Genomic DNA, 21,237 nt, shown 5'->3' with positions numbered 1-21,237 from the left:
CCGGGTGTGCATTGGACTCTAACCAACTAGTCAGTGCGCCCTGCCGGGCGCACCCTAAAAAAACAGCGCCAGCATGTGAATGCTGGCGCGCAAGAGACCTGTTGCCGGGAGGCGGCTTTAGTGGGTATTAAAAATCTTGAATCGGCTGCCCGGAATGAAGGGCGCGATGTCGCCGCCGCTAAAGCCCATATTGGAATCGGTGGCGAACAGCGAGTCGTCCATAATATCCGGCCGGTAGTTGTCAGGATAGGCCGGGTTGGGCGAGAGGTAATCGGTGAACACCGGGTCGTAAGGCGGGAAAGGGCAGGTCACGACTTCATAGATGCCAACGCCCGTCCGCGCGAATGTCTTGTTCAGGCCGCGGACAAAGCCGGTGGCGTAATGCCCGCCGGGCTGCTCGAACAGGGCGGTCTGCTCAATCGAGCGGCGCATCTCCCCGAGGCGGACAAACTCGGTCATGTTGCTCATGCCGCGCCCGAGTTTCTTCTCCGTGTTGGCGCAGCCGCAGGCCAGGATGCCGGCGATCACCGCGGTGGCGAGGACAGGGAACGTGTTACGCATATAGTATCGTTTGCTGGTACGCAGTCTAACCAAGGCCGGGGCCTTGTAAAGAGGGGAAGTGAAAAAAGTTGTCGCAGGAATGAGGCCGAGGGCCGCGGGGCGCGAAGGGCATGTCCCAGGGTGCCGTCCAGGGGCAGACTGCCGCTTTGACAGCACACCCACAGCAGCGTCCTCACGTTCCCGTTACGGCATCTCCTGCGGCGGCGGCCACCTCCCGCTGCTTTTCCTTTCGCTCCCAGTACCAGGCGATCCAAATGCAGGTTTCGTATAGCAGATAGAGCGGGATGGCCATCAGGACCTGGGTGATCACTTCCGGAGTGGTCAGCACGGCGCCCAGCACGGCGCTGATGACGATCACATACCGCCGGCCGCCCGCCAGCATGCGATAGTTTAGGACGCCGATCTTGACCAGCGTCAATACCACCACGGGCAGCTCGAAGCCGATGCCCATGCCCAGCATGAACTTGCACACGAAACTCACGTAGTCCTCCGCCCGCCATTGGGTGGCGGAAAAGCCAAGCCACTCGGCGTACTGGACAGAAGCCGCCAGCGCTATCGGCATGAGGATGAAATAACAGAAGCAAACCCCGATTGCGAACAGCCCGAGGCCAAAAATCAGGCCGCGATAAACGTATTTCTTCTCCCGCATCCGCAGCGCGGGAAAAACGAAATGCGCGACGAAGTAGAAGATGAACGGCGACGCCAGCACCAAGCCGCCAAAAAACGCCACCTTGGTCGCCACAATGAACGAGCCCGCCGGACTCAGGTTGATAATTTGAATGCCCAGGCCCGGTTCGGCCCGGCTCTCGGCGTCGGGCTGGACGCGCCAGGCCATGATCTGGTTGGTGCCCTGGACGCCGGGCACAAGCTCCAGGCGGACAGAGCGGTTGGTGCCGACCAGCGAAGCCAGCGGGTCATTAGTGGCGGGGTGGAGAACGCTGAGCTGGTTGGTGCCGAGGAACACCTTGACAGTTTGCGTCCTGGAAGTGTGCAGGGCCGGTGCCTGGCGCAGCGGCCACTCCAGAACCCCGATGACATAGTTGCCCCCCAGCAGACAAACGAGCATGGCGACGCCGGCGGCGGCGCAGCTCTTGATGAGCACCCAGCGGAGGTCCTCGAGGTGCTCAAGGAAGGATTTTATCGGCCCCCCTTCCTCCTCTTCCTGCTCGTCAATATGCTCCGCTACGGGTTCATCAGCCATGGGAAGAACCGCTCAGCGAATCAGTCTTTGGCTTCAGGAGTGGATTGCGAAGTGGTCTGTTGCGCCTCGGCTTGGGTGCCGGTGGTGGGCAAAGACTTGGGCGGCGGAGGGGTGTCATCCATCGCCGTGTGAATCTCGTCGGTGACTTCGCGCGTGGCCTTCTTGAATTCCTTGATCCCAGTCCCCAGGCCCTTGGCCAGTTCCGGCAGCTTCTTGGCCCCGAACAAAATCAATACCAGGGCGAGAATCAGAATAATTTCCCCGCCGCCCAGGTTAAACAAGCCAAACATAGCGTTCATAAATTAGCAAACAATGTCCCAGTAGCGTAAGCCCCTCCCCTGAAATAGTAAAGCCGCAAAAAACCTCGCCAGAGCGCACGAGCGCACGGTCTGATTGCATTCCGTGCGGAGGGTGAGATGCTCGCGGCAGATGTTTTTGCCCAGTGCCGGACTAGCTGCCCGGCGGCGACAGGACGATGAAATCATCCCGGCGGTTCTTCCGCCAGGCGGTCTCGTCGTGACCCGGGTCGTTCGCCGGGTTGTCCTTGCCCCAGGTCTTGGTGTCAACGCGGGTCGGGTCAATGCCCAGGTTGATGAGTTCCGCGCGCACGGCTTGCGCGCGGCGCTCGCCGAGCGCACGGTTGTATTCCTCAGTGCCGCGCTCGTCGCAGTTGCCTTCGACCCGCACAGCCTTGGCGGAATTGGATTTGAGGTAATCGGCCACCGCCGTGATCTTGGACTGCTCGCTCGCCTTGATGGCCGAGCTGTCAAAATCGAAGTAGACCGTTTCGGCTTTAAGGGCCTGGGCGTCCTCGGGCCAGCCTTGATGCGAGCCGGCCGGGTTCATCGGGAAACCGCTGGGCGTACTGCCAACCCCCTCCCCCGTTGACACTCCCGTGCCGGGCGTCAGCAATCCACCCGGCGGCGCCTCGGCAACCCTGCCCGCTCGCGATCCGGGAAGAACTGTTGTGTTGACAGGTTTCTTGCGGCAGCCGGAGGCCGCAATCGTGAGCACCAATCCGATCACCATCAGGTTTGCAAACTTGTTCAGTTTCATCTTGTCTTGCCTTTCATGGACGGGCCTATCTAGCCCAACTGGGTTGTGACTGCGAGCTAATTCCCGAAATTCGGGATACATCTTTGTATTGTTTGGTCGGTACGTCAAGCAGAGAGAGCACGTAATTTCCACCCCCCCGCCGCCGGCAAAAAGCCAGCGTCCGCGAGTTCGGCGACCAGGACGGGTCTTCGCCCTCGACCAGCGACACCGCTGCGCCGCCCTCGGCCGGCACGACGCAGATTTGGAAGCCGGATCGGTATTGCGCCGTGTAGGCAATCCACTTGCCGTCCGGCGAGTAATCCGGCTCGGTGGGGCTGGGCGTGCCGCCGGTCCCGATTTGCTTCAAGGCTCCGCCCGACGCGGGCACCTTGCAGAGCATCCGGCGCTCCCGCTCTTTGGCCGCCAAACAAATCCAGTTCCCATCCGGCGACCAGCAGGGCGAGGACTCGTCCTGCGGCGAGCGGGTCAGCCGCTTGGGATCGCCGCCGGCGGCGGCGGAAACGTAAAGGTCCACCCAGCCGTCCTTGCTCAGGACCATGGCGACGTGGTTGCCGTTGGGAGACACTGCCGGACCGATGTTCGACCCGCCGAACCGGGCGAACGCACGCCGCGCTCCCGTCGACAGGTCATGGTAGAAGATGTCGGCGTTGTCCAATTTGTAAGATACGTAATACAGCGCCAGGTGTCCCGGCACCCAGCAGGGAGCGGCCACGATGCTGTTATCCTTCGTTACCGGCTGCACGTTGTGACCGTCGAAGTCGGTGACATAGATTTCGCTGGTCCGGCCGTTGGCGCCTTTGCAGGCGATCTTGGTCTGCGCTATCCCCTTGCGGCCGAGCGCCTGGACGAAGTCATCGGCAAAGGCATGGACCTGGCGCCGCAGAGACGCGCCGGAGTAGGCCTTGGAAACCAGCGTGCTCTTATTGTGCGGGTCCGTGACCCGAGCCTGCAGGTTGCCGTTGTTGCTGCCGCTGATCAGGTACTGCGCCGACTGGGCGTTGGTAAAAGCGAAGCCCTGCACGTAAAGATCGAACTGGAGCGTGGATGCCGCCTCGCCGGTCAGGCCGCTCATGGAGACCAGGATGGGCCTGGCCTGGCCGGGGATCTCGATCCGTTTCTCGACCGGGATTTCAACCTGCGCCATCAGGCGGCTGGCGGCGGCGGCGGCTGCCAAGAGACAGAGCTTAGTGAGGAGTGCGTTGGTAGGTTTCATCCGGATAGAAGTTTGGCTTTAAGGTCAAATTTGATAATGTAAGTGCGTTGCTTGTCTCTCGCCCCCTCGGGGAAAGGAGCGAGGAAAGTTACCCGGTCGATCGTCCGCTGCACGGAGTTGTCCACACTGGTGTCGCCCGACGGTTGGACGATGCGCGCCGACAGGACGGTGCCGTCGCTCGCGATGGTGACCCGGACTCGGGCAATGGCGGCATCATTGGCCGAGTCCTGTGGCGGAATCCAGGCATGCCAGTAAATACTCTGAACCGCCTGCTCGTAACCAGCATACACTTCGCCGCCGCCGCCGGGGCCTAAAGGCTCGATGCTTGTGCCGGGCGCCATGTCGTTGCGCAGGCTGCGGGCCGTTGCGCCAATCATCGTCGCCGCGCGCTTCCTCGCATCCGCCAAGCGCTGTTCTGCGCTGTCGGCACTTGACGTCGAGGCGGTGGACGAGGACGGGGCCTTCTTGGCGTCACGCGGGCGGACAATCCGTTTGGTGCTGACCTCGGGCAACGTCCGCTTGCGTTCGGGCTCCACCGCGTCCGGGTCGGGCGTGGTAGGTCTGACCTCCTTGACCGGCTCGGGTGGCGGTGCGGCCGGCTGTGGTTTTACCGGCTCGGGCAGCTGCGCCGGCGGTGCCGGGGTGGGCGGTCGCGGCTCGGGCGGGGCAGGCGGCGGAGGCGTGCCGTTCGGGTTGCCGCCACCGGCAAACGCCGCGTCAATCAGCTTTGTGGGGATATAGTCCAGGGGCGGGCGGGGATCCGATTTGCTCTTCGACGTCAGGAACGCGGGGCCGATCACCAGAATCACCATCAGCAGCACGTGGATGCCGGCTGAGGCGACGAAGCATTTCTGTTGCAGCCGGTTCATCAACGTTTGGGCGTTTCGGTGCGTGCCGAGAGGCGGGTGATGCCGTTGCGCTGGCAGCGATCCATCACGGCCTCCACCTCCCGCCACCGGCAGTTCTCATCGGCGCGCAGGTAGACCACCAGGTTCGGGTTCGCGCGGAAGTCCCGGACCAGCGCCGCCTCGATCTGATCCAGCGACAGCCGCCGGCGGTCGAGCATTAGCGCCCCCTGCGAACTGACTTCGACGGTGCGGATGTCCCGCCGCTCGATCGGCCGGTCCGGCTTGCCGCCGGCCGGGAGTTTGAGGCTCAGGCCTTGCTCGAGCAGCGGCGTGGTGATGACGAAGATGATCAGCAGCACAAACGCAAGGTCCAGCAACGGCGTGATGTTAATCTCGCTCAGCGTCACCAGCGCACTGCGTTGTGAGAAACGGCGCATCGTCAACCCTCAACTTCTACTCTTCCTCAAGATACTCCGTCTCGATCTTGGACACCAGTTCCTGCGCGAAGTTGTCCAGCCCCACGGTGAACACGCGCAGGTTATGCACCAGCCAGTTGTAGGCGAACATGGAGGGGATCGCCACCAGCAAGCCCGCGACCGTAGTGATCAGCGCCGCCGCCACGCCGGGCGCCATCGCCGCCATGGTCGCGACGCCCTGCTGCGCGACGTGGCCAAACGTGCTCATCACGCCCCACACCGTTCCCAGCAGGCCCAGGAACGGCGCGCCGCTCACGGCAATGGCCAGCAGGATCAGCCCCGACTCCAGCTTGAGCGCTTCCTGCGCCACGGCGGTTTCGAGGGTGCGCTTGACGTGCTCGATGCCTTTGAGCGAGACGAACTTCTTGCGCCCGCCGCCGTCGGGATTCTTCAATCGCGCGTCCAGCTCCAGGCTGCCGGCCTGATAGACGGTGAACAGCGGGCAGCCCTGCGCCTGGACCCGGCGATCGTAGAGATCGAGGACGTGCTTCTGCGTGCGGAACTCGGAGTCGAAGTACTGGTTGAGCTTCCTGGCCCGGCGCATCTGGATGGCCTTGGCGATCATCACGGACCACGCGATGACCGACAGGATGACGAGGCAGAAGATGACGGCCTTGCCTTCGGGTGTGCACCGCCGCCAGATGTAAAGCAGTTCCGCCTCACCTGCTCTGGCGCCGACCTGCGCTAATAAAATGGGTACGTTCATTCCGACACGATCTGCCTGCGACTCCGCGAACTTGGTCGTGAGGAATAGAAGCGCCCAAGCGGAACTCGTTCAAAAATCGACCAACCGGCCCCGAAAAATATGCCCAACGGCGATAGTTCTAGCAGTGTCTTCAATAAGTGCAAACAGAAAATCGATAAATATTCTAGGCGCCCTCCGGGGCTTGTCCAGAGCCCATTTGCGGCTACGGCACCTCCGACAGGTGAAGGAGCCAGCCGCGTTTGGGCTCGACGGGGATTGGCTCATCCAGGCGCCATTGCCCGGCGGGCTGGAAGTCCGTGATGGCCGGGGCGATGAGGCGAGCTTTGCCGATATCCAGCCCCAGCGCCTGGCAGTCAAATTGGAGGCGCACCTCGGACTTCCCCGGCGCCCAACTGGCCAGGGCGATCAGGCTTTTGCCCGGCTTCACGTAGGCGGTGGCCAGCACGTCGTCGCGGCTGGCGCGGACGGGGCAGTTCGTTGCCCACCAGCCGAACATCTGCGCTTGGCCGATGCCGAACTCATCCCAAATCTTCCACACGCGGCGCGGATCGGACTTCGGCCAAGGCAGGCGGGCGGTCATGCCAAACAGCATCCCGCGCCAGGGGTTGCCGCCGTCCTGGAGCATGTCGCCCATCAGGCCGAACGGGATACCGCTGCACTCGACCAGCCATTGCTCGGGGGACATGGCGTCATAGTTGAAGCCCTCGCCGAACCAGAGCCGGTTCACGTAGGGGAAGAACTCGGTGTATTGATTCGCCGGGCCGATCGAGAAGAGCGTATTGGAGTGCAGGTCAATCAGGCAGCCGGGCCGGGCACGGTCAAGCACCTTGCGCACGCGCTTGAGAATCGTGCGGTCGTAGGCGACGTCGTCGAGGTAAAGGCCGTCAATGGGCGCGTTGCGCGCGAGCCAGTTGATGCCCTCCACATAGAAGTTGTATAAGCGGGACGCGCCGCTGGTGAGGATGGCGGCATCCACTTCTTCACCTTCCACGGCGGTGTACCATGCGGTCGTGTAGCCGCTGCCCAGGTGTTCGCGCAGCCAGGGGTAACCGCCGCCCGGCCCGCCCGCGAGCACCTCGTCGCCCAGGCTGCGCAAGGCCCACAATTCCGGCAGGTGCGAGGTCAACTCGCGGATGGTGTAGTAGACCTTCACCTTGCGCCCAGCCGCCTGGTTCGTGCGGCAGAACTCGCGCAGCTTGTCCGCCGCGAGGAATGGGTAGTTGATGAACGGGTTCGGCATTGTGGCATGGTGGACGTTGATGACATTAACGTCCGACGGGATATTGTGGGTGCTATGCCAGTAGCGCTCGTGGAAGTGGGTCGCGGGGTCGAGTGGTTTGACCGGCGTGACGAGCAGCGAGAGACTGAACGAACGCTCCTCGCCTGCCTTCAGCTCGAACGGCCCTGTGAAGACCTGCGCCAACACTTCGCCTTCCGGCCCACTGGTGATGGTCACACCACCTTTGCCGCCGTTGAACCAGCTCGGCGGCGGCTTCGGGTGGTAGAGGTTCTGCATCGGCCCCTCATAGTGGCTGCCGAGCAGTTTGACGTGCAGGCCGGCGTGGGCGTTGCCGATCCAGAAGCTGTTGTTAGGCCCCGTCCAGCGCCAGGTGTAATTCGTCGGCGTCCGGCACGCGGGCAGGCCGATGCCCATGAAATACGCGGCGACCTCTGCCCGGAGGGGGATTTCCACGCGCAGGTTGTCCGCGTGGAAGGCTCCCAAGCCGCGTAGTTGGGCAGTCATGGTGATCGTGCCGTCGAACTCCACAGCGGTCGAGCCATGTATCGCGAGATTGTCGGTTTCGCACTCCGATGCCAATCCTACCCAACCCGCCCCGTCGCGGGTCCAGGGCCCGAGCAGTGTCCGCTGCGGCTGGCCGAGCGGCTTGTCGGCCCTGTCAACATAGAAGCCCATGCGCCCGCAGAGCAATTCCTCCCCGCCGCCATGCAAGCTAACGGGCATTTCACCGACCTGTGAGCCGCCGAAGGTTGCGCGGAAACCGCTGCCAACTATGGAACGATTTGTCACGGTCAATTGCGAGTAGGGGGCGGTTGGGCTGCTGTCCGTCCCACGCGCTGAATCCAGCCAGCGCAGCCGCGCGAGCCGCCACAGCTCGCTGTCTCCACGGTCAGCCAGTTCGCTGGGCAGCACGTGGAGGGTAAGCTGAACACTGGCGGGCTTCACATTCTTCGGGCGGAGTTTCACGGTGGCATGGTGTTCACCGGGCTTTGCATCGCGCGGCACATCCACGCCGATCCAGAGCGCTTGCACCTTGCCTTGGGGAACGTCGAGCGTCTTGCGGAACGACTTGCCGTCCCAGTTCGTGCCGCTGGTGTTGAAGCAGTTTAGCCAGCCGGCGATTCCGCCCTCGAACTCCACCTCCAACCCCGCGAGGTTTGTCCGCGCGGTCCAGACACCAATCTGGAAGACATAAAACTCATTCCGTTGCGCCTCGCCGCGGAATTCCTGTCCCGGAGCGGATTTCGCCCACCGCAGCGGCAGCTCATCTGTCATGCGGATGGGAAAGCGCCGGTCTTCGGGAAACAGAAGGTAAGGGGCGGCAGCCCGGCCAAGCAGTGTTTGCGTTTCCTCCGGCGTGGCGACGATTTCCATCGGGTAGTTGCTGTCGAACTCGGTCCGAGCCTCCAAGCGAACGACGGTGGCGCGCGGCAACGTCTCGCGGTCCTGCGGCAAACCGGCCTTCCACTCGGCGCCGGCAGTGTCCTTTGGCGGGAGATAGTCATAGTTGTAATTGCCCCAGCCCGGCTGCGGTTTGAACGGCAAATAGTAGACGAAGTAATCTCCCGGCGCGGTTTGCGGCTGAAACGCCAGCGCGCCCTCAAACCGGTCGAGACGCAGGCAGGCAACATTCGTTATACGCTGGCTGGTCGCTCCGTCCACGACGATAATCTGCTTGCGCTCCGGATCGCGGTCGCGCCGCCGCCAGGGAATCTTCACCAGCACCGCCTCGACCTTCTGCTCGATCCGCACCACCGCGCGATGACTGCCCAACCCCTCCTCCCACGCCTCCTTGGCTATGCTATAAGGCAACTCATCCGCAGCAGCCACCGTCTCAATGCCTGCCAGGAATAACACAAGCACAGCACCAGCCAGTTTTCCGTCCAGGCAACTCATAGACTCATTTTACTGATTTAACTCTCCACCCGCTGCTCGCCATCTTGCCTGGCTGTAAGTTCCGCCAAGTCCGCCGCAAAGGCGTCCACATCCTCTGCCGTCGTGTCCCAACTGGTCATGAGCCGTGCGCTATCCACGCTGACGTGGGTATAGAACTTCCAACCACGCCGGTGCATTCCGCGGATGACGGCATCCGGCAGACGGGCAAAGACAACGTTGGTCTGGACCGGGTGCGCGATCTTGACATGCGGCAGCGTGCCGATCGCCGCTTCCAGCCGCCGCGCCATCGCGTTCGAATGCTTGGCGTGCCGCAGCCACGCTCCGTCCTGCAACATCCCCACCCACGGCGCCGACAGAAAGCGCATCTTGGAAGCGAGCTGCCCGCCCTGTTTGCAGCGGTAATCGAACTCACGCGCCAGCTCGGGATTGAAGAACACCACCGCTTCGCCCAGGGCAATCCCGTTCTTGGAGCCACCGAAGCAAAGCACATCCACGCCGGTTTCCCAGGCGATCTCCTTGGGTGTGACGCCGAGCGCAACCACCGCGTTAGCAAAGCGAGCGCCGTCCATGTGGATGCGCAGATGCAAGCGCCGGGCCACATCGCTGATCGCGCGCAGCTCGTCGAGCGAGTAGACCGTGCCCAACTCCGTCGCCTGCGTGAGACTGACGACATGTGGTTTGGGATAGTGAATGTCCGTCCGCCGGCTGACGGCGTGCTCGATGCTCCCGGCGTCAATCTTCCCGTGCTCGCCCGGCAACAGCAGCACCTTCGTGCCGTTGGCGAAAAACTCCGGCGCGCCGCACTCCGAAGTTTCGACATGCGCCTGCTCGTGACAGAGGATGCTGTGATAGGACTGGCAGAGCGAGGCAAGGGAAAGCGAATTGGCCGACGTGCCGTTGAAGACAAAGAACACCTCACAGTTGGTCTCGAACACATCGCGGATCAGGTTCGACGCCTTCGCGGTCCAGGTGTCGTCGCCGTAGCTAACCTCGTGGCCCTGGTTGGCCTCGGCCATCGCGGCAAACGCCTCCGGGCAAATGCCGGCATAATTGTCGCTGGCAAACTGGCGGCGGGTAACAGCTTCGGCACTCATGGGCCGAGTCTAGGCCCACGGCCAGCCGGTTAAAAGGGCGGATTTTTCACTTGCGCCTGGCGGCCTTGTGAAATCTGCTTTCGGGGATGTCAGCTACCGCCGAGCCGTTCTGAGCGCGCATGTTCCCGGGCAAGCTCTTTCGCCGCAAGTCGCTGGACCAGTTGGTCAGCGAGACGATTGTTCCAGAGCGCCGGCTCAAACGCGTGCTGGGCCCGGTGCAACTGACGGCTTTGGGCGTGGGCGCGGCGGTGGGCGCGGGCATCTTTTCCAGCATCGGCAGCGCGGTGGCCGGCGGTCCCGATCACGCCGGCGCAGGGCCGGCGATCATTGTGTCATTTCTGCTCGTGGCGGTGGCGTGCGCGCTGGCGGGCTTCTGCTATGCGGAGTTTGCGTCCATGGTGCCGACCGCAGGCTCGGCCTACACATACGCCTATGCGACCCTTGGTGAGCTGGTCGCCTGGATCATCGGCTGGGACCTGATTCTCGAATACGCCGTGGGCAACGTCGCCGTGGCCATTTCGTGGTCGGGCTATTTTCAGGAACTTCTGCGGGGGCTGGAGCTGGACTGGCCCGCCTGGCTGGGGGTGGATTACCGCTCGGCCCTGCAGGCGGCGCGCCAGGTCGCCGAACTGCAGTCCGCGAACGCCGGCCTGAGCACGCTAAGCCCGGACGTCCTGCTGGCCGCGACCGCGTGGACGTCGGCGCCGCAGTTAGCGGGGCTGCATTTGGTTTTCAACCTGCCGGCGTTCCTGATCGTGATGCTGCTGACCGCGATTCTGGTGGTCGGCATCCGCGAGAGCGCGTGGTTCAACGCCGCCATGGTCGCGGTTAAGCTCGTGATCGTCATCTTCTTTCTGGTCGTGGGCGCCTGCTACGTGCAACCGGCCAACTGGTCGCCCTTCGCTCCGCACGGTTTCCACGGCATCTCGATGGGGGCGGCCATCATCTTCTTCGCCTACATCGGGTTTGACGCGGTCTCGACCGCCGCGGAGGAGACACGCGACCCGCAGCGGAACATGCCGATCGGCATCCTGGCCAGCCTCGTGGTCTGCACCGTGCTCTACATTGCGGTGGCGGCGGTGCTGACCGGCATGGTCAGGACTGAACAGCTCGGCACCGCCGAGCCGCTGGCGACTGCGTTTGCGGCGCGGGGCATCCACTGGGCCGCCGGGATTGTGGCGTTTGGGGCGGTTGTGGCGACGACCTCCGTCCTGTTCGTCTTCCAGCTTGGCCAGCCGCGCATTTTGTTCTCTATGGCGCGCGACCGGCTCCTGCCCGACTGGGCCGCCCGGGTGCACACCCGATTCCGCACCCCGCATGTGACCACGATTCTGACCGGCGTGCTGGTGGCGGGCTTTGCGGGCGTGAGCAACATCAACGAAGTCGTCGAGCTGTGCAACATAGGGACGCTCTTTGCGTTCGTGTTGGTGGCGGCGGGGGTTTTGGTGTTGCGGCGCATAGACCCGGGCCGGCCGCGCCCGTTTCGGACACCGTGGGTGCCATGGGTGCCGCTGGGAGCAATCTTCACCTGCGCGTGGCTGATGCGCGAGCTGCCCGCGAAGACCTGGGGCCGATTCCTCGGCTGGCTGGTCGCCGGTTTGGTTATATACTTCTGCTACAGCATCCGTCGCAGCCGGTTAAGCGGCGGTTCAGCCGCGCGCGCCAAGGCGCAAACGCCGGGGCGGACTGAGGCTGGCCGGCCGGACTGACTCGACCGCATCAACGCGGGCCGGGTGGCGGAGATGCGTTGGCGGACGGTGGGCCGGGCTTGGGGAAGATGAGCTGGGCTTGTTTCAAGGTCACCACGTATTCCTTGCCGTCGGTGATGCATTGTTTGACCCACTTCTCCCAGACGCGACGCGGCACGACATGATTGCTGTCGCTGATCTTCTCGTCGGTTAAGACTGCTTCCCGGTCTACTTTCGGCCGGAGCCGCCAGGCCTGCGCTTCGGCGCCTTCGGGCATTTCGGCGTAGTCCATCAGCCGGCCGCCCTCACGCCAATAGACGAGCGCCTCGACCAGGTTGCCCTGGTCGAGGTCGGTGGCGCAGACGTAGAAATGGTTGACGGCGCTGGGCGAGTAATTCGCCGTCCAGTATTGGAGACATCGCTCGATGCCGGGCGACTGGAAGTTCGCCGGATCAAACTGGGGCTGCGTGTGGGCACATCCGACGAGCAACAAGATCAGCGGAAACAGCATGCACACAGGCTTAGCGGTGCGCCCCATCCGTTCTTTAACCGCCCGAGGTATCAGCGCAATACTCACAGCGCCGACCATAAACGGGCGGTTGGAACGGTCAAGAGCAAACTCCCGCCGGCTCAAGTCGCGAGCCGCCCGTAGGACTGGATTGTCCGCATTACGGTTCGCATGCTGCTCAGCCGGGAGCCGTCGTTGATCGAGCCGGCGGTGTCAACGACCAGGCCCAATGTGGGGCGGGCCTCATCCAGGTCGCGGCGGACCTCGGCGACGATGGCCTGCTCGTCGTTGCGCATAAACGTGAAGGGAGCCAGCGTGCCGTGGACGATCGCGCGGGGCATGTGGCGGCGAATCTTTGCAAACCGAATCTTGGGACCGAAGTTGACCGCGTTGAGCCCCGCCCGGGAAAGCGGGCCAAGCAGGTGGCCCATGTCCGAGTCGGAATGCTGGTAGCGCCGATCGTTCGTGCCGGGGGCGAATTCCGCGAACACCGCCTGGAGGATGGGCAGGCCGAATTGCTCGTACATGTCGGCGGTGAGCATCTGGCAGTTGTCGTCGCGGAAGCTGAACCCGGGCGTCAAGCGAAGCGGGTCGCTGGCGCGGCGGCAGAGGCGGTAATACTGGATCGCGGTCCGGGCAATGACGTCACGGAAGCGCAAGGCGAGTTGCGGCGCGTCCATCAGCAGGTAGATGAGGTTCTCCACGCCATAGACGCTGGTCGCCAGGGTCACCGGGCCGCGCAGGTCGAGCTTAAGGACGGGGCGGAGGCCGTGCTGCTCGTAGATGCGCCGGCAGCCGTGCTCCCAGTCGGGCGGGAACATCTCGGCGGCGAGATCGAGTTGCTCGACACGGGTGAGCAGCTTTTCCAGCTCCAGCGGCGTGTCCGCCGCGGGCAAAGCCCACCAGCTTTCGCTCTCCCATACGTTCCGGCAGCCAAAGACCTCCTCCAGCCCCTTGACTTTGGGAAAGCGACGGGAGGGATCGAAGGCCGTTTCGTCCAGCAGCCGGCGGCCAACGATGCGCTCGGCCTTGTCGTTATAGGCGCGGGCGGCAGAGCGTGCGAAGTCGTAGTCCTCCTCCAGCCGGCGCAGGTTGAAAGGGTGGCCCAGCTCGCTGAAGAGCGCCTCGTAGCCCATGGTGATGCCCATCGGGAATTGCGGGATGCCCGGAGAGAACGGGTCACGCATCGCTGCGTCGTTATCGGCCCAAAACCGAACGAGGTCTACGTCTTGCGGCATAGGCCCGGAGTATGGCCGAACCGGCACCAGGCCGAAAGCAGGTTTGCTCGATCCCCCTTCGGGGTTGTTACCGCTAGCGGAAGGACAGTTTAAGCCAGAACATGTAACCGGCGAGCACACTGGCGACGAACAGGCCGGCCAGGAGGAGCCAAAAGACGACTGTCTCCCAATGCGAGCCATTGGTCACGTTCGCTGCCACACTTGTTCCCTGCGCCTGTTCCACTGTCGGTTTCCGGCCCGCCGCGCCTGACCATCGGCTTGCGGGGAAGACATCCATGGCGCTTTGAGGAGAGAGGCCCTTGATCAGCGTGGGATTGGCCGTTCTGCCGGATGCAGATGGATGTCGCTGGAGCATACGAACCGGCCTTCGCGGAAATCAGTTGTGCCCCTGCCGGGTGGAGCCAGCGGACATGACGGCAAGGTTGCCCGATGCCTGGGGCTGCCAGCCGCCTCCCAGCACTGCGTAAAGCGTCACCTGGTTGGCGAGCCTTTCCAGCCGGAGGAGGACGAGGACCTGCTGCGCGGCGAAGAGAGACCGCTGCGCATCGAGGACGCTCAGAAAGCTATCAATTCCCTTGTCGTAGCGGGATGTGGCCAGGCGGTAAGTCTCGGCCGAAGCATTGACCAGAGATTGCTGCGCCGCGACCTGCCGATCCACCGTGCCGCGGACAGCCAGGGCATCGGCCACTTCCCGGAAGGCGCTCTGGATCGCCTGCTCGTATTGGGTCACGGCGAGTTCGCGCTGCACTTTGGCGGCCTTGTGCGCCGACCACAGGCGGGCATCGAAGACCGGCATCACAATCTGCGGCGCATAACTCCAGGCGCCCGAGCCGGACTTGAACAGACCCTCCAACTCGCTGCTGGCGGTGCCGATTGCCGCGGTGAGCGAAATGCGCGGGAAGAATGCCGCCCGCGCCGCGCCGATGTCGGCGTTGGCCGCTTTGAGCTGATGTTCGGCACCCAGTACATCTGGCCGGAGCAGCAGGACCTCGGAGGAGAGGCCCGCGGTGATTTCTTCAGGGGGGGTAACGCCATTCAGCTCCGTGGGCAGAAGCTCACTCGCTGTGGGCAGGCCGACCAGCAGGTTAAGGGCATTCTCGTCTTTCGCCACTTGCTGGGTGTAAATGGCAACATCGCGCCGGGCGACATCGAGCGGTATTCGCGCGCGAAACAGATCCAAATCCGGGACGAGGCCCAGTTCGTTACGGCGTTTGACCAGGTCGTACGCCGCCTGCTGGGTCTGGAGAGTCGTTTCGGCGAGCGTGAGATTCTCGCGGTCAGCCGCCAGGGCCAGGTACGCATTGGCCACCGAGGACACCAGTAGTATTTGCGCGCTGCGACGGGCTTGCTCGGACGCGAGGAACTCCTCCAGGGCCCGATCCTTGAAGCTGCGGATGCGGCCGAAGAAATCAATCTCCCAGGAAGCGACGCCGAGGTTGGCATCGTAGCGCTCTATGGTCTGCCGATGTCCACTGCTGGAAAGGTCGGCCGGAACACGCGCCTTGCTCCCGCTGCCGACGGCGTCGAGCGTTGGCAGCAGTTCTGCACGTTGAATTCCGTACATGGCCCTCGCCCGTTCAACGTTCAAGGCCGCCACCCGCAGATCGCGGTTGTTCGTCAGGGCCATCCCGATGACCTGCTGAAGCTTTGCATCGGTGAAAAACTCCCGCCAGCTCAACTCCGGCGCTCTCGCAGCATTTGCCGTCCCATCCGGTGCATAGGCCGGGCCGCTCGGCCATTCGGCGGGGACCGGGGCCGCGGGCCGGGTATACTTCGGCGCCAGGGTGCATCCGGCTGGAATGAGGGCGATACCCGCCAATACAAGAAACACGTGCTTGTTCATGAGATCAATTCCCCGGTGAAATGGCTTGAGCCCTTGCGAGGGGCTGGCGCCGGTGCGCTTTGCCGAACGTCTTCTCGATCAGCACGTAGAACAGCGGCGCGAACAGGGTCACGAGGAAAGTCGAGGTGACCACGCCTCCAACGACGGCAATGCCGATGGCCTTTTGGGCGCCGGCGCCCGCGCCGTGCGCCAGCGCCAGGGGCAGAACGCCGAACCCGAAGGCCAGCGAGGTCATGATGATGGGCCGCAACCTGAGTTTGGCCCCTTCCAGCGTCGCTTCGACCAGGCCCACGCCTTCCTCGACGCGGGCTTTGGCAAACTGGACGATCAGGATGGCGTTCTTGGTGGTCAACCCGAGCGTCGTCAACAACCCGATCTGGAAGTACACATCATTGGGCAACCCCATCAGGCTGGACGCGATCACCCCGCCAATGGCGCCGAGCGGCAGAGTCAGGAGAATCGAGAGCGGTATGGGCCAACTCTCATACAGGGCCGCAAGGCACAGGAAGATCACGAGGATGGAGAAGGCGTAAAGCGGGGCGGTTTGCGCGCCCGCTTGCCGCTCCTGGTAGGACAGTCCCGTCCAGTCATAACCGATTCCCTGCGGCAGCTTTCGCACGAATTCTTCCATGGTCTGCATCGCCTCCCCCGAACTCCGCCCCGGAGCCGACTCGCCCAGGATGTTCAGCGACGGAAAGCCGTTGTAGCGTTCGAGCTTGGGCGAGCCGGAGGTCCAGTGCCCGGAGGCGAAGGAAGAAAACGGGACCATCTTGCCTTGCTTGTTGCGGACGTAGAGCTTCTCGAGATCCTTGGGCAGCATGCGGTAAGGAGCATCGGCCTGGGCATACACCCGCTTTACCCGGCCACCCTGGATGAAGTCATTGACATAGGCGCTGCCGAAGGCCGCTGAGATCGTCTCGTGTATCGAGGTGATGGGCACTCCCAGCGCGCCGGCCCGCTCCCAATCCACGTCCACCCGGTATTCGGGCACATCTTCCAGGCCGTTGGGGCGGACTTTCGTCAGCACCGCGTTGTTGGTTGAGGCGGCGTTCATGGCCGCCATGCCGAGGAGCATGTTGCGGGCTTCCATCAGCTTGAGGTGGCCCAGGCCGCCGCGGTCCAGCAACTGGAAGTCAAAGCCTTTCGCCTGCCCCAGCTCGACGACGGCCGGGGGCGCGAAGGCGAACACCATCGCGTTGCGGATTTGGGAGAACTTCATCATCGCCCGGTTGGCCACCGGGCCGACCTTCAGCTCGGGCCGGTTCCGAAGGTCCCAGTCTTTGAGCCGGATGAATGCCAGGCCTGAGTTTTGTCCCCGGCCCGAGAAGCTGACGCCGGAAACGGTCATGACGGCTTCAACCGCATCCTTCTCCTCGGTGAGGAAGTACTTTTCGACCCCCTTCATGATTTCCTTGGTTTGCTCGAGGGAGGAGTTGGCGGGCAACAGCGTCATCACCATCATCATCCCCTGGTCCTCGTCTGGGAGATAGGCGGTGGGCATTTGTTTGAAGAGGTATCCCATCGCTCCCACGATCACCAGGAACACGGCCGCGTACCTGAGCTTCTTATTGAGAGAATGGCTCACCAGCGCCAGGTAGCGAGCGCGCGCCCCAAAGAAGAGCCGATCGAACCAGCGGAAGAAAGGCCGCAGGAACCATACGCCGCCCTCGGCCGGTTCATGCCCCTTGGGCACGGGTTTGAGGAAGGTCGCGCAGAGCACGGGGGTCAGGACCAGCGCGACCACCACGGAGAGCAGCATCGCGGCAATGATGGTCACGGAGAACTGACGGTAAATCACTCCTGTTGACCCGGCGAAGAACGCCATCGGCCCAAACACCGCCGAGAGCACCAGGCCGATGCCGATCAGCGCCGGGGTGATCTGGTCCATGGACTTGCGGGTCGCCTCGAAGGGGGAGATCCCTTCCTCGCTCATGATGCGCTCGACGTTTTCCACCACCACAATGGCGTCATCCACCAGCAGGCCGATGGCCAGCACCATTGCGAACATGGTCAGCATGTTGATGGAGAAGCCGAACAGCCCCAGCACCGCAAACGTGCCCAGGATCACAACCGGCACGGCGATGGTTGGAATCAGCGTGGCGCGCATGTTCCCCATGAACAGATACATCACGAGGAAGACCAGGATGATCGCCTCAATCAGCGTCTTGACCACTTCGTTGATGGCCACCCGGATAAAAGGAGTCGTGTCATACGGATACACGACTTTCATCCCGGGAGGGAAGAACTGGCTCAACTCGGCCATCTTGTTCCTGACGTTGTCGGCCGTTTGGAGGGCATTGGCGCCGGCGGCCTGCCGGATGGCCATCGCCGAGGAGGGCTTGCCGTTGTTGAAGGCTTCAATATCGTAGGTGTCCGTTCCCAGTTCGACCCGGCCCACGTCCCGGATGCGCACGATTGAGCCGTCCGGGTTGGTGCGGAGGGGGATGGCGGCGAATTCGTCGGGGGTTTTGAGCAGGCTTTGGACAATGATCGCGGCGTTCAGGCGCTGGCCTTCTACCGCTGGGGCTCCGCCGAACTGGCCGGCGGACACCTCCACGTTGTAGGACCGCAGCGCCAGGATGACATCCTGCATCGTCATCTGGTATTCCGTGAGCTTATCGGGGTTGAGCCAGATGCGCATCGCGTACTGGCCGCCGAAGACTTCCACTTCGCCCACGCCCGGCACCCGCGACAGCACCTTCTCGAGGTTGGATTGGGCGTAGTCGCGCAAGTCGGTGCCATCCATGCTGCCGTCCTCGGAGATCAGGCCCACGATCATGAGGTAGTTCCGGGTGCTCTTGCTCACTTTGATGCCGGCGCGCTGGACCACGTCCGGCAGGCTGGCCATGGCAAGCTGGAGTTTGTTTTGGACCTGTGCCCAGGCCAGGTCGGGGTCTGTGCCCGGGGCAAACGTCAGCTCGAGGCGCGCTGAGCCGGCGGAATCGCTGGTCGCCGTGATGTAGAGCATGTTGTCGAACCCGGTCATCTTCTGCTCGATGATCTGCGTGATGCTGTTCTCGACCGTCTCGGCCGAGGCCCCCGGATAGAAGGCCATGATCGAGATGGACGGCGGCGCGATGGGTGGATATTGTGAAATGGGCAGGTTGTAGATTGCCAGCAGGCCCGCCACCATCAGGATGATGGCGATCACCCAGGCAAAGACCGGACGCTTTAAGAAGAACCTCGATAACATGGGGCGCCCTGCTTAGTTCGACTTGGCGACGGGTTTGGTGGGTGCAGTCGTGGCCGGGATTGCCTCCGGCTTCGCTTCCTGGCCAAAGGGCACGGCCTTCACCGGGACGCCCGGCCGCACTTTCTGGCTGCCTTCCGCAATCACCCGGTCGCCGGCCTCAAGTCCCGCGGTGATCAGGCATTGGTCGCCGATCTCCCGGTCCACCACCAGCAGGCGCTGCTCGACCTTGTTCTCGGCATTGACGATCAGGGCGACGGGATTGCCTTTGGGGTCGCGGGCCACCGTCTGCTGCGGGATCAGGATGGCCTGCTCGTTGACGCCGTCCTGCACCACGCCCCGGACGAACATCCCCGGCAGGAGCATCCCGTTTGTGTTCGGGAAGACCATCCGCAGGATGACCGAGCCGGTGGTCGGGTCCACGGAGACGTCCTGGAACTGGAGCGTTCCTTCCAGCGGGTAGTCCGACCCATCCGGCAGGATGAGACGCACCTTGTTCGCGCTCGCCGCGTCGTGTTTGAGTTGTCCTGCCTCCAGCCGCCGTTTAAGGCGCAGAAGCTCGGTCGCGGACTGGGGCACATCCACGTATATGGGGTCCAACTGCTGAATCGTCGCCAGGGCCACCGGCTGATAGGCAGTCACGATCGCGCCATCCGTTACGGTGGATGTCCCGATGCGCCCCGAGATCGGCGAGACCACACGGGCGTAATTCAGGTTGATGCGCGCCGTCTCCACCATCGCCTGGTAATACTTGATATCCGCCTCAGCCTGTCTCAAGGCGGCGGAGGCATCGTCGAAGTCCTGTTGGCTGACCGCTTTATCGGCCAGGGCTTCCTTGTAGCGGCTTACCCTTCCTTGTATGGCGGGCAGGTTCGCCTCAGCCCGGCCGAGGGCGGCCTTGGCATTGTCGAGCGCGGCCTGAAAAGGGGCGGGGTCAATCTGGTAGAGCTCCTGCCCCTCTTTGACATCGGCCCCTTCCGTGAACAGGCGCTTGAGTATCAACCCGTTAACCTGCGGCCGGATTTCCGCGATACGGTAAGGGGACGTGCGGCCGGGCAACTCGGTCGTCAGCCGGACCAGCTGGCGGGTCACGGTGACGGTCGCCACTTCCGGCATCATGGGTGGCGGGGCCTGGACCTGGCGTTTGCAGGCGGTCAGGCACAGCCCGCAGCTGAGGGCTGTCAGGACGATTCTCCATCGAACAGGCATATCAGAAATGGGATGGTTGTATTGCATTGCAGGCATAAAGAGCTATTGCGGGTGGGCGGTTGAGGTTTAGAACCAATTCCCACTCGTGGTGCTGGCACTAGGCGGGAATATCGTGGTGCAAATCATGGCCCAAGGGAAGAGTTTCGATGGCATGCCGAATGTCCCGGCTGCCGGGCCTCGCTCCGAAGAGAGGCGCGCATCGAGGCGGATGACTTGGGCGTTCCTGAACTGTGGCATTGGATTCGGCTCGAGCATCAGGCTACGCCTGTGGGTTGGAGCTTGGCAAGAATAGCCTCTTTGCTGGCGGTGCCGACCACCTTGCAGCGGAGACTCCCTTCCACGAAGTAGAGAAGCGTTGGAATGGACTGGACGTCATACCACAAGCTCAGGTCGGGATTGTCGTCGGCGTTGATCTTAACGATCTTCAACTTTCCGCCGCAGGTGGCCGCTATGTCATTCAGCACCGACTCCAGAACCTGGCAGGGCCGGCTCCAAGCCGCCCAGAACTCAACCAAAACCGGCTGTTTTGACCGCAAGACCTCTTCTTCGAAGTCCCCTTGCTGCATCTCAAGGATGCGCGCATTACTCTGGTTTGAGTTCATATTCTCGACCGTGTTATAGACAATCAATGCTATGTGCAGCAGCCGTGCCAAAAGGCGGGGCTATTATTTAATATGCTGATAATAGTGTGTTTATGGATTTACCCGCAGCTATTAATTGGGGTTGGTATGTTGAACGTCCGAATTATCGTTCCAAATTGACCCAACCAACCAGTCTACCGTCGAGTTGGTTCAGGAGAGTCTAAGTTGGTAGATTTGCCTCATGTTCGGAGGCTATTTCGGGTGCGTTCTGTCAATTATGCGCGATCGGTAACGTTGCCGTAACGCATTATTTTACGCTGAACGGGGTGGATAAGGAGTCGTTCGTTGTTTTTCTACACTCCAGGTTGCGGCAGCAATCAGCGCCAACGCCCGCTCTCCGTGGAACTTCGTGGGAGGGGGCGCAATGGGCCGCCTGGATCGTTGCCGAAGAAGGGACAGCCCCCTTCCTCAGGCGCCTTCGAGCAGGCCGGAGAGCTGAACTCTGTCCGTTTGAGGACGCGGAGATTTAGCTGCGCAGTTTCGCGGCGATTTTGGCAACGTGCGCGCCCTGGTAACGCGCCATGGCGAGTTCTTTTGCGCTGGGCTGGCGCGAGCCGTCCGGCCCGGCAATCGTAGCCGCTTATAGCTCATCCAAAGTTATTCACCGGTGGTGAGGAGAGCCCGGTTCT

The 21,237-nt window shown here is 62.9% G+C and carries 18 protein-coding genes and 1 pseudogene; 1 reads left to right on the top strand and 18 read right to left on the bottom strand.

What is annotated here, in order from left to right:
* Positions 1 to 117 precede the first annotated feature (117 nt).
* The 10 genes from P5205_21410 to P5205_21365 form a co-directional block, all read right to left on the bottom strand.
* Positions 118 to 561, bottom strand: a complete 444-nt coding sequence (locus tag P5205_21410; GenBank protein HSA12921.1) for an exosortase system-associated protein, TIGR04073 family — start codon at positions 559 to 561, stop codon at positions 118 to 120.
* A gap of 172 nt (positions 562 to 733) precedes the next feature.
* Positions 734 to 1,762: a twin-arginine translocase subunit TatC gene (gene tatC / locus P5205_21405; GenBank protein HSA12920.1), complete on the bottom strand. Its 1,029-nt coding sequence runs from the start codon at positions 1,760 to 1,762 to the stop codon at positions 734 to 736.
* 20 nt (positions 1,763 to 1,782) lie between these two features.
* Positions 1,783 to 2,043 (bottom strand): twin-arginine translocase TatA/TatE family subunit, encoded by a 261-nt coding sequence (gene tatA, locus P5205_21400; protein HSA12919.1) that lies wholly within the window; start codon positions 2,041 to 2,043, stop codon positions 1,783 to 1,785.
* 169 nt (positions 2,044 to 2,212) lie between these two features.
* A complete protein-coding gene (locus P5205_21395; GenBank protein ID HSA12918.1) occupies positions 2,213 to 2,818 on the bottom strand; it encodes an OmpA family protein in 606 nt (201 codons plus the stop codon).
* A 25-nt stretch (positions 2,819 to 2,843) separates the two neighbouring features.
* Positions 2,844 to 4,031, bottom strand: a complete 1,188-nt coding sequence (locus P5205_21390) for a hypothetical protein (GenBank protein ID HSA12917.1) — start codon at positions 4,029 to 4,031, stop codon at positions 2,844 to 2,846.
* Positions 4,028 to 4,900, bottom strand: a complete 873-nt coding sequence (locus P5205_21385; protein HSA12916.1) for a TonB family protein — start codon at positions 4,898 to 4,900, stop codon at positions 4,028 to 4,030. Before P5205_21385 ends, P5205_21390 begins: the two co-directional genes overlap by 4 nt.
* Positions 4,900 to 5,316: a biopolymer transporter ExbD gene (locus P5205_21380; GenBank protein ID HSA12915.1), complete on the bottom strand. Its 417-nt coding sequence runs from the start codon at positions 5,314 to 5,316 to the stop codon at positions 4,900 to 4,902. Before P5205_21380 ends, P5205_21385 begins: the two co-directional genes overlap by 1 nt.
* Positions 5,317 to 5,332: 16 nt before the next feature.
* The gene (locus P5205_21375; protein HSA12914.1) at positions 5,333 to 6,061 is read right to left on the bottom strand and encodes a MotA/TolQ/ExbB proton channel family protein; all 729 of its coding nucleotides are present in this window, start codon (positions 6,059 to 6,061) and stop codon (positions 5,333 to 5,335) included.
* Positions 6,062 to 6,263: 202 nt separating this feature from the next.
* Positions 6,264 to 9,197: a DUF6067 family protein gene (locus P5205_21370; GenBank protein ID HSA12913.1), complete on the bottom strand. Its 2,934-nt coding sequence runs from the start codon at positions 9,195 to 9,197 to the stop codon at positions 6,264 to 6,266.
* Between the two features lie 17 nt (positions 9,198 to 9,214).
* On the bottom strand, positions 9,215 to 10,291 hold the full coding sequence (locus P5205_21365; protein ID HSA12912.1) for a low specificity L-threonine aldolase: 1,077 nt from the start codon (positions 10,289 to 10,291) through the stop codon (positions 9,215 to 9,217).
* 119 nt (positions 10,292 to 10,410) lie between these two features.
* On the opposite strand from P5205_21365, the gene P5205_21360 reads away from it, so the two are divergent.
* Positions 10,411 to 12,000, top strand: coding sequence for an amino acid permease (locus P5205_21360; protein HSA12911.1), 1,590 nt, complete (start codon positions 10,411 to 10,413; stop codon positions 11,998 to 12,000).
* 10 nt (positions 12,001 to 12,010) lie between these two features.
* Here the strand turns inward: P5205_21360 and P5205_21355 are convergent, their stop codons facing one another.
* The 8 genes and pseudogenes from P5205_21355 to P5205_21320 form a co-directional block, all read right to left on the bottom strand.
* Positions 12,011 to 12,490 carry a hypothetical protein gene (locus P5205_21355; GenBank protein ID HSA12910.1) on the bottom strand — a complete coding sequence of 160 codons (480 nt, stop codon included), beginning with the start codon at positions 12,488 to 12,490 and terminating at the stop codon, positions 12,011 to 12,013.
* A gap of 119 nt (positions 12,491 to 12,609) precedes the next feature.
* The gene (locus P5205_21350) at positions 12,610 to 13,725 is read right to left on the bottom strand and encodes a uroporphyrinogen decarboxylase family protein (protein ID HSA12909.1); all 1,116 of its coding nucleotides are present in this window, start codon (positions 13,723 to 13,725) and stop codon (positions 12,610 to 12,612) included.
* Positions 13,726 to 13,798: 73 nt separating this feature from the next.
* The gene (locus P5205_21345) at positions 13,799 to 13,924 is read right to left on the bottom strand and encodes a hypothetical protein (GenBank protein HSA12908.1); all 126 of its coding nucleotides are present in this window, start codon (positions 13,922 to 13,924) and stop codon (positions 13,799 to 13,801) included.
* Positions 13,925 to 14,101: 177 nt separating this feature from the next.
* A complete protein-coding gene (locus P5205_21340) occupies positions 14,102 to 15,568 on the bottom strand; it encodes an efflux transporter outer membrane subunit (protein ID HSA12907.1) in 1,467 nt (488 codons plus the stop codon).
* Between the two features lie 4 nt (positions 15,569 to 15,572).
* Positions 15,573 to 18,761 carry an efflux RND transporter permease subunit gene (locus P5205_21335; GenBank protein HSA12906.1) on the bottom strand — a complete coding sequence of 1,063 codons (3,189 nt, stop codon included), beginning with the start codon at positions 18,759 to 18,761 and terminating at the stop codon, positions 15,573 to 15,575.
* A 12-nt stretch (positions 18,762 to 18,773) separates the two neighbouring features.
* Positions 18,774 to 19,967: an efflux RND transporter periplasmic adaptor subunit gene (locus tag P5205_21330; protein ID HSA12905.1), complete on the bottom strand. Its 1,194-nt coding sequence runs from the start codon at positions 19,965 to 19,967 to the stop codon at positions 18,774 to 18,776.
* A 254-nt stretch (positions 19,968 to 20,221) separates the two neighbouring features.
* On the bottom strand, positions 20,222 to 20,569 hold the full coding sequence (locus tag P5205_21325; protein HSA12904.1) for a thioredoxin domain-containing protein: 348 nt from the start codon (positions 20,567 to 20,569) through the stop codon (positions 20,222 to 20,224).
* Positions 20,570 to 21,074: 505 nt separating this feature from the next.
* Positions 21,075 to 21,188, bottom strand: a pseudogene (locus tag P5205_21320) (NAD(P)H:quinone oxidoreductase).
* Positions 21,189 to 21,237 lie beyond the last annotated feature (49 nt).

The sequence above is a fragment of the Candidatus Paceibacterota bacterium genome (assembly GCA_035452965.1).
In the GTDB taxonomy this organism is placed as follows: Bacteria; Verrucomicrobiota; Verrucomicrobiia; order Limisphaerales; family UBA8199; genus UBA8199.
This window is presented reverse-complemented; position numbering and strand designations above follow the sequence as displayed.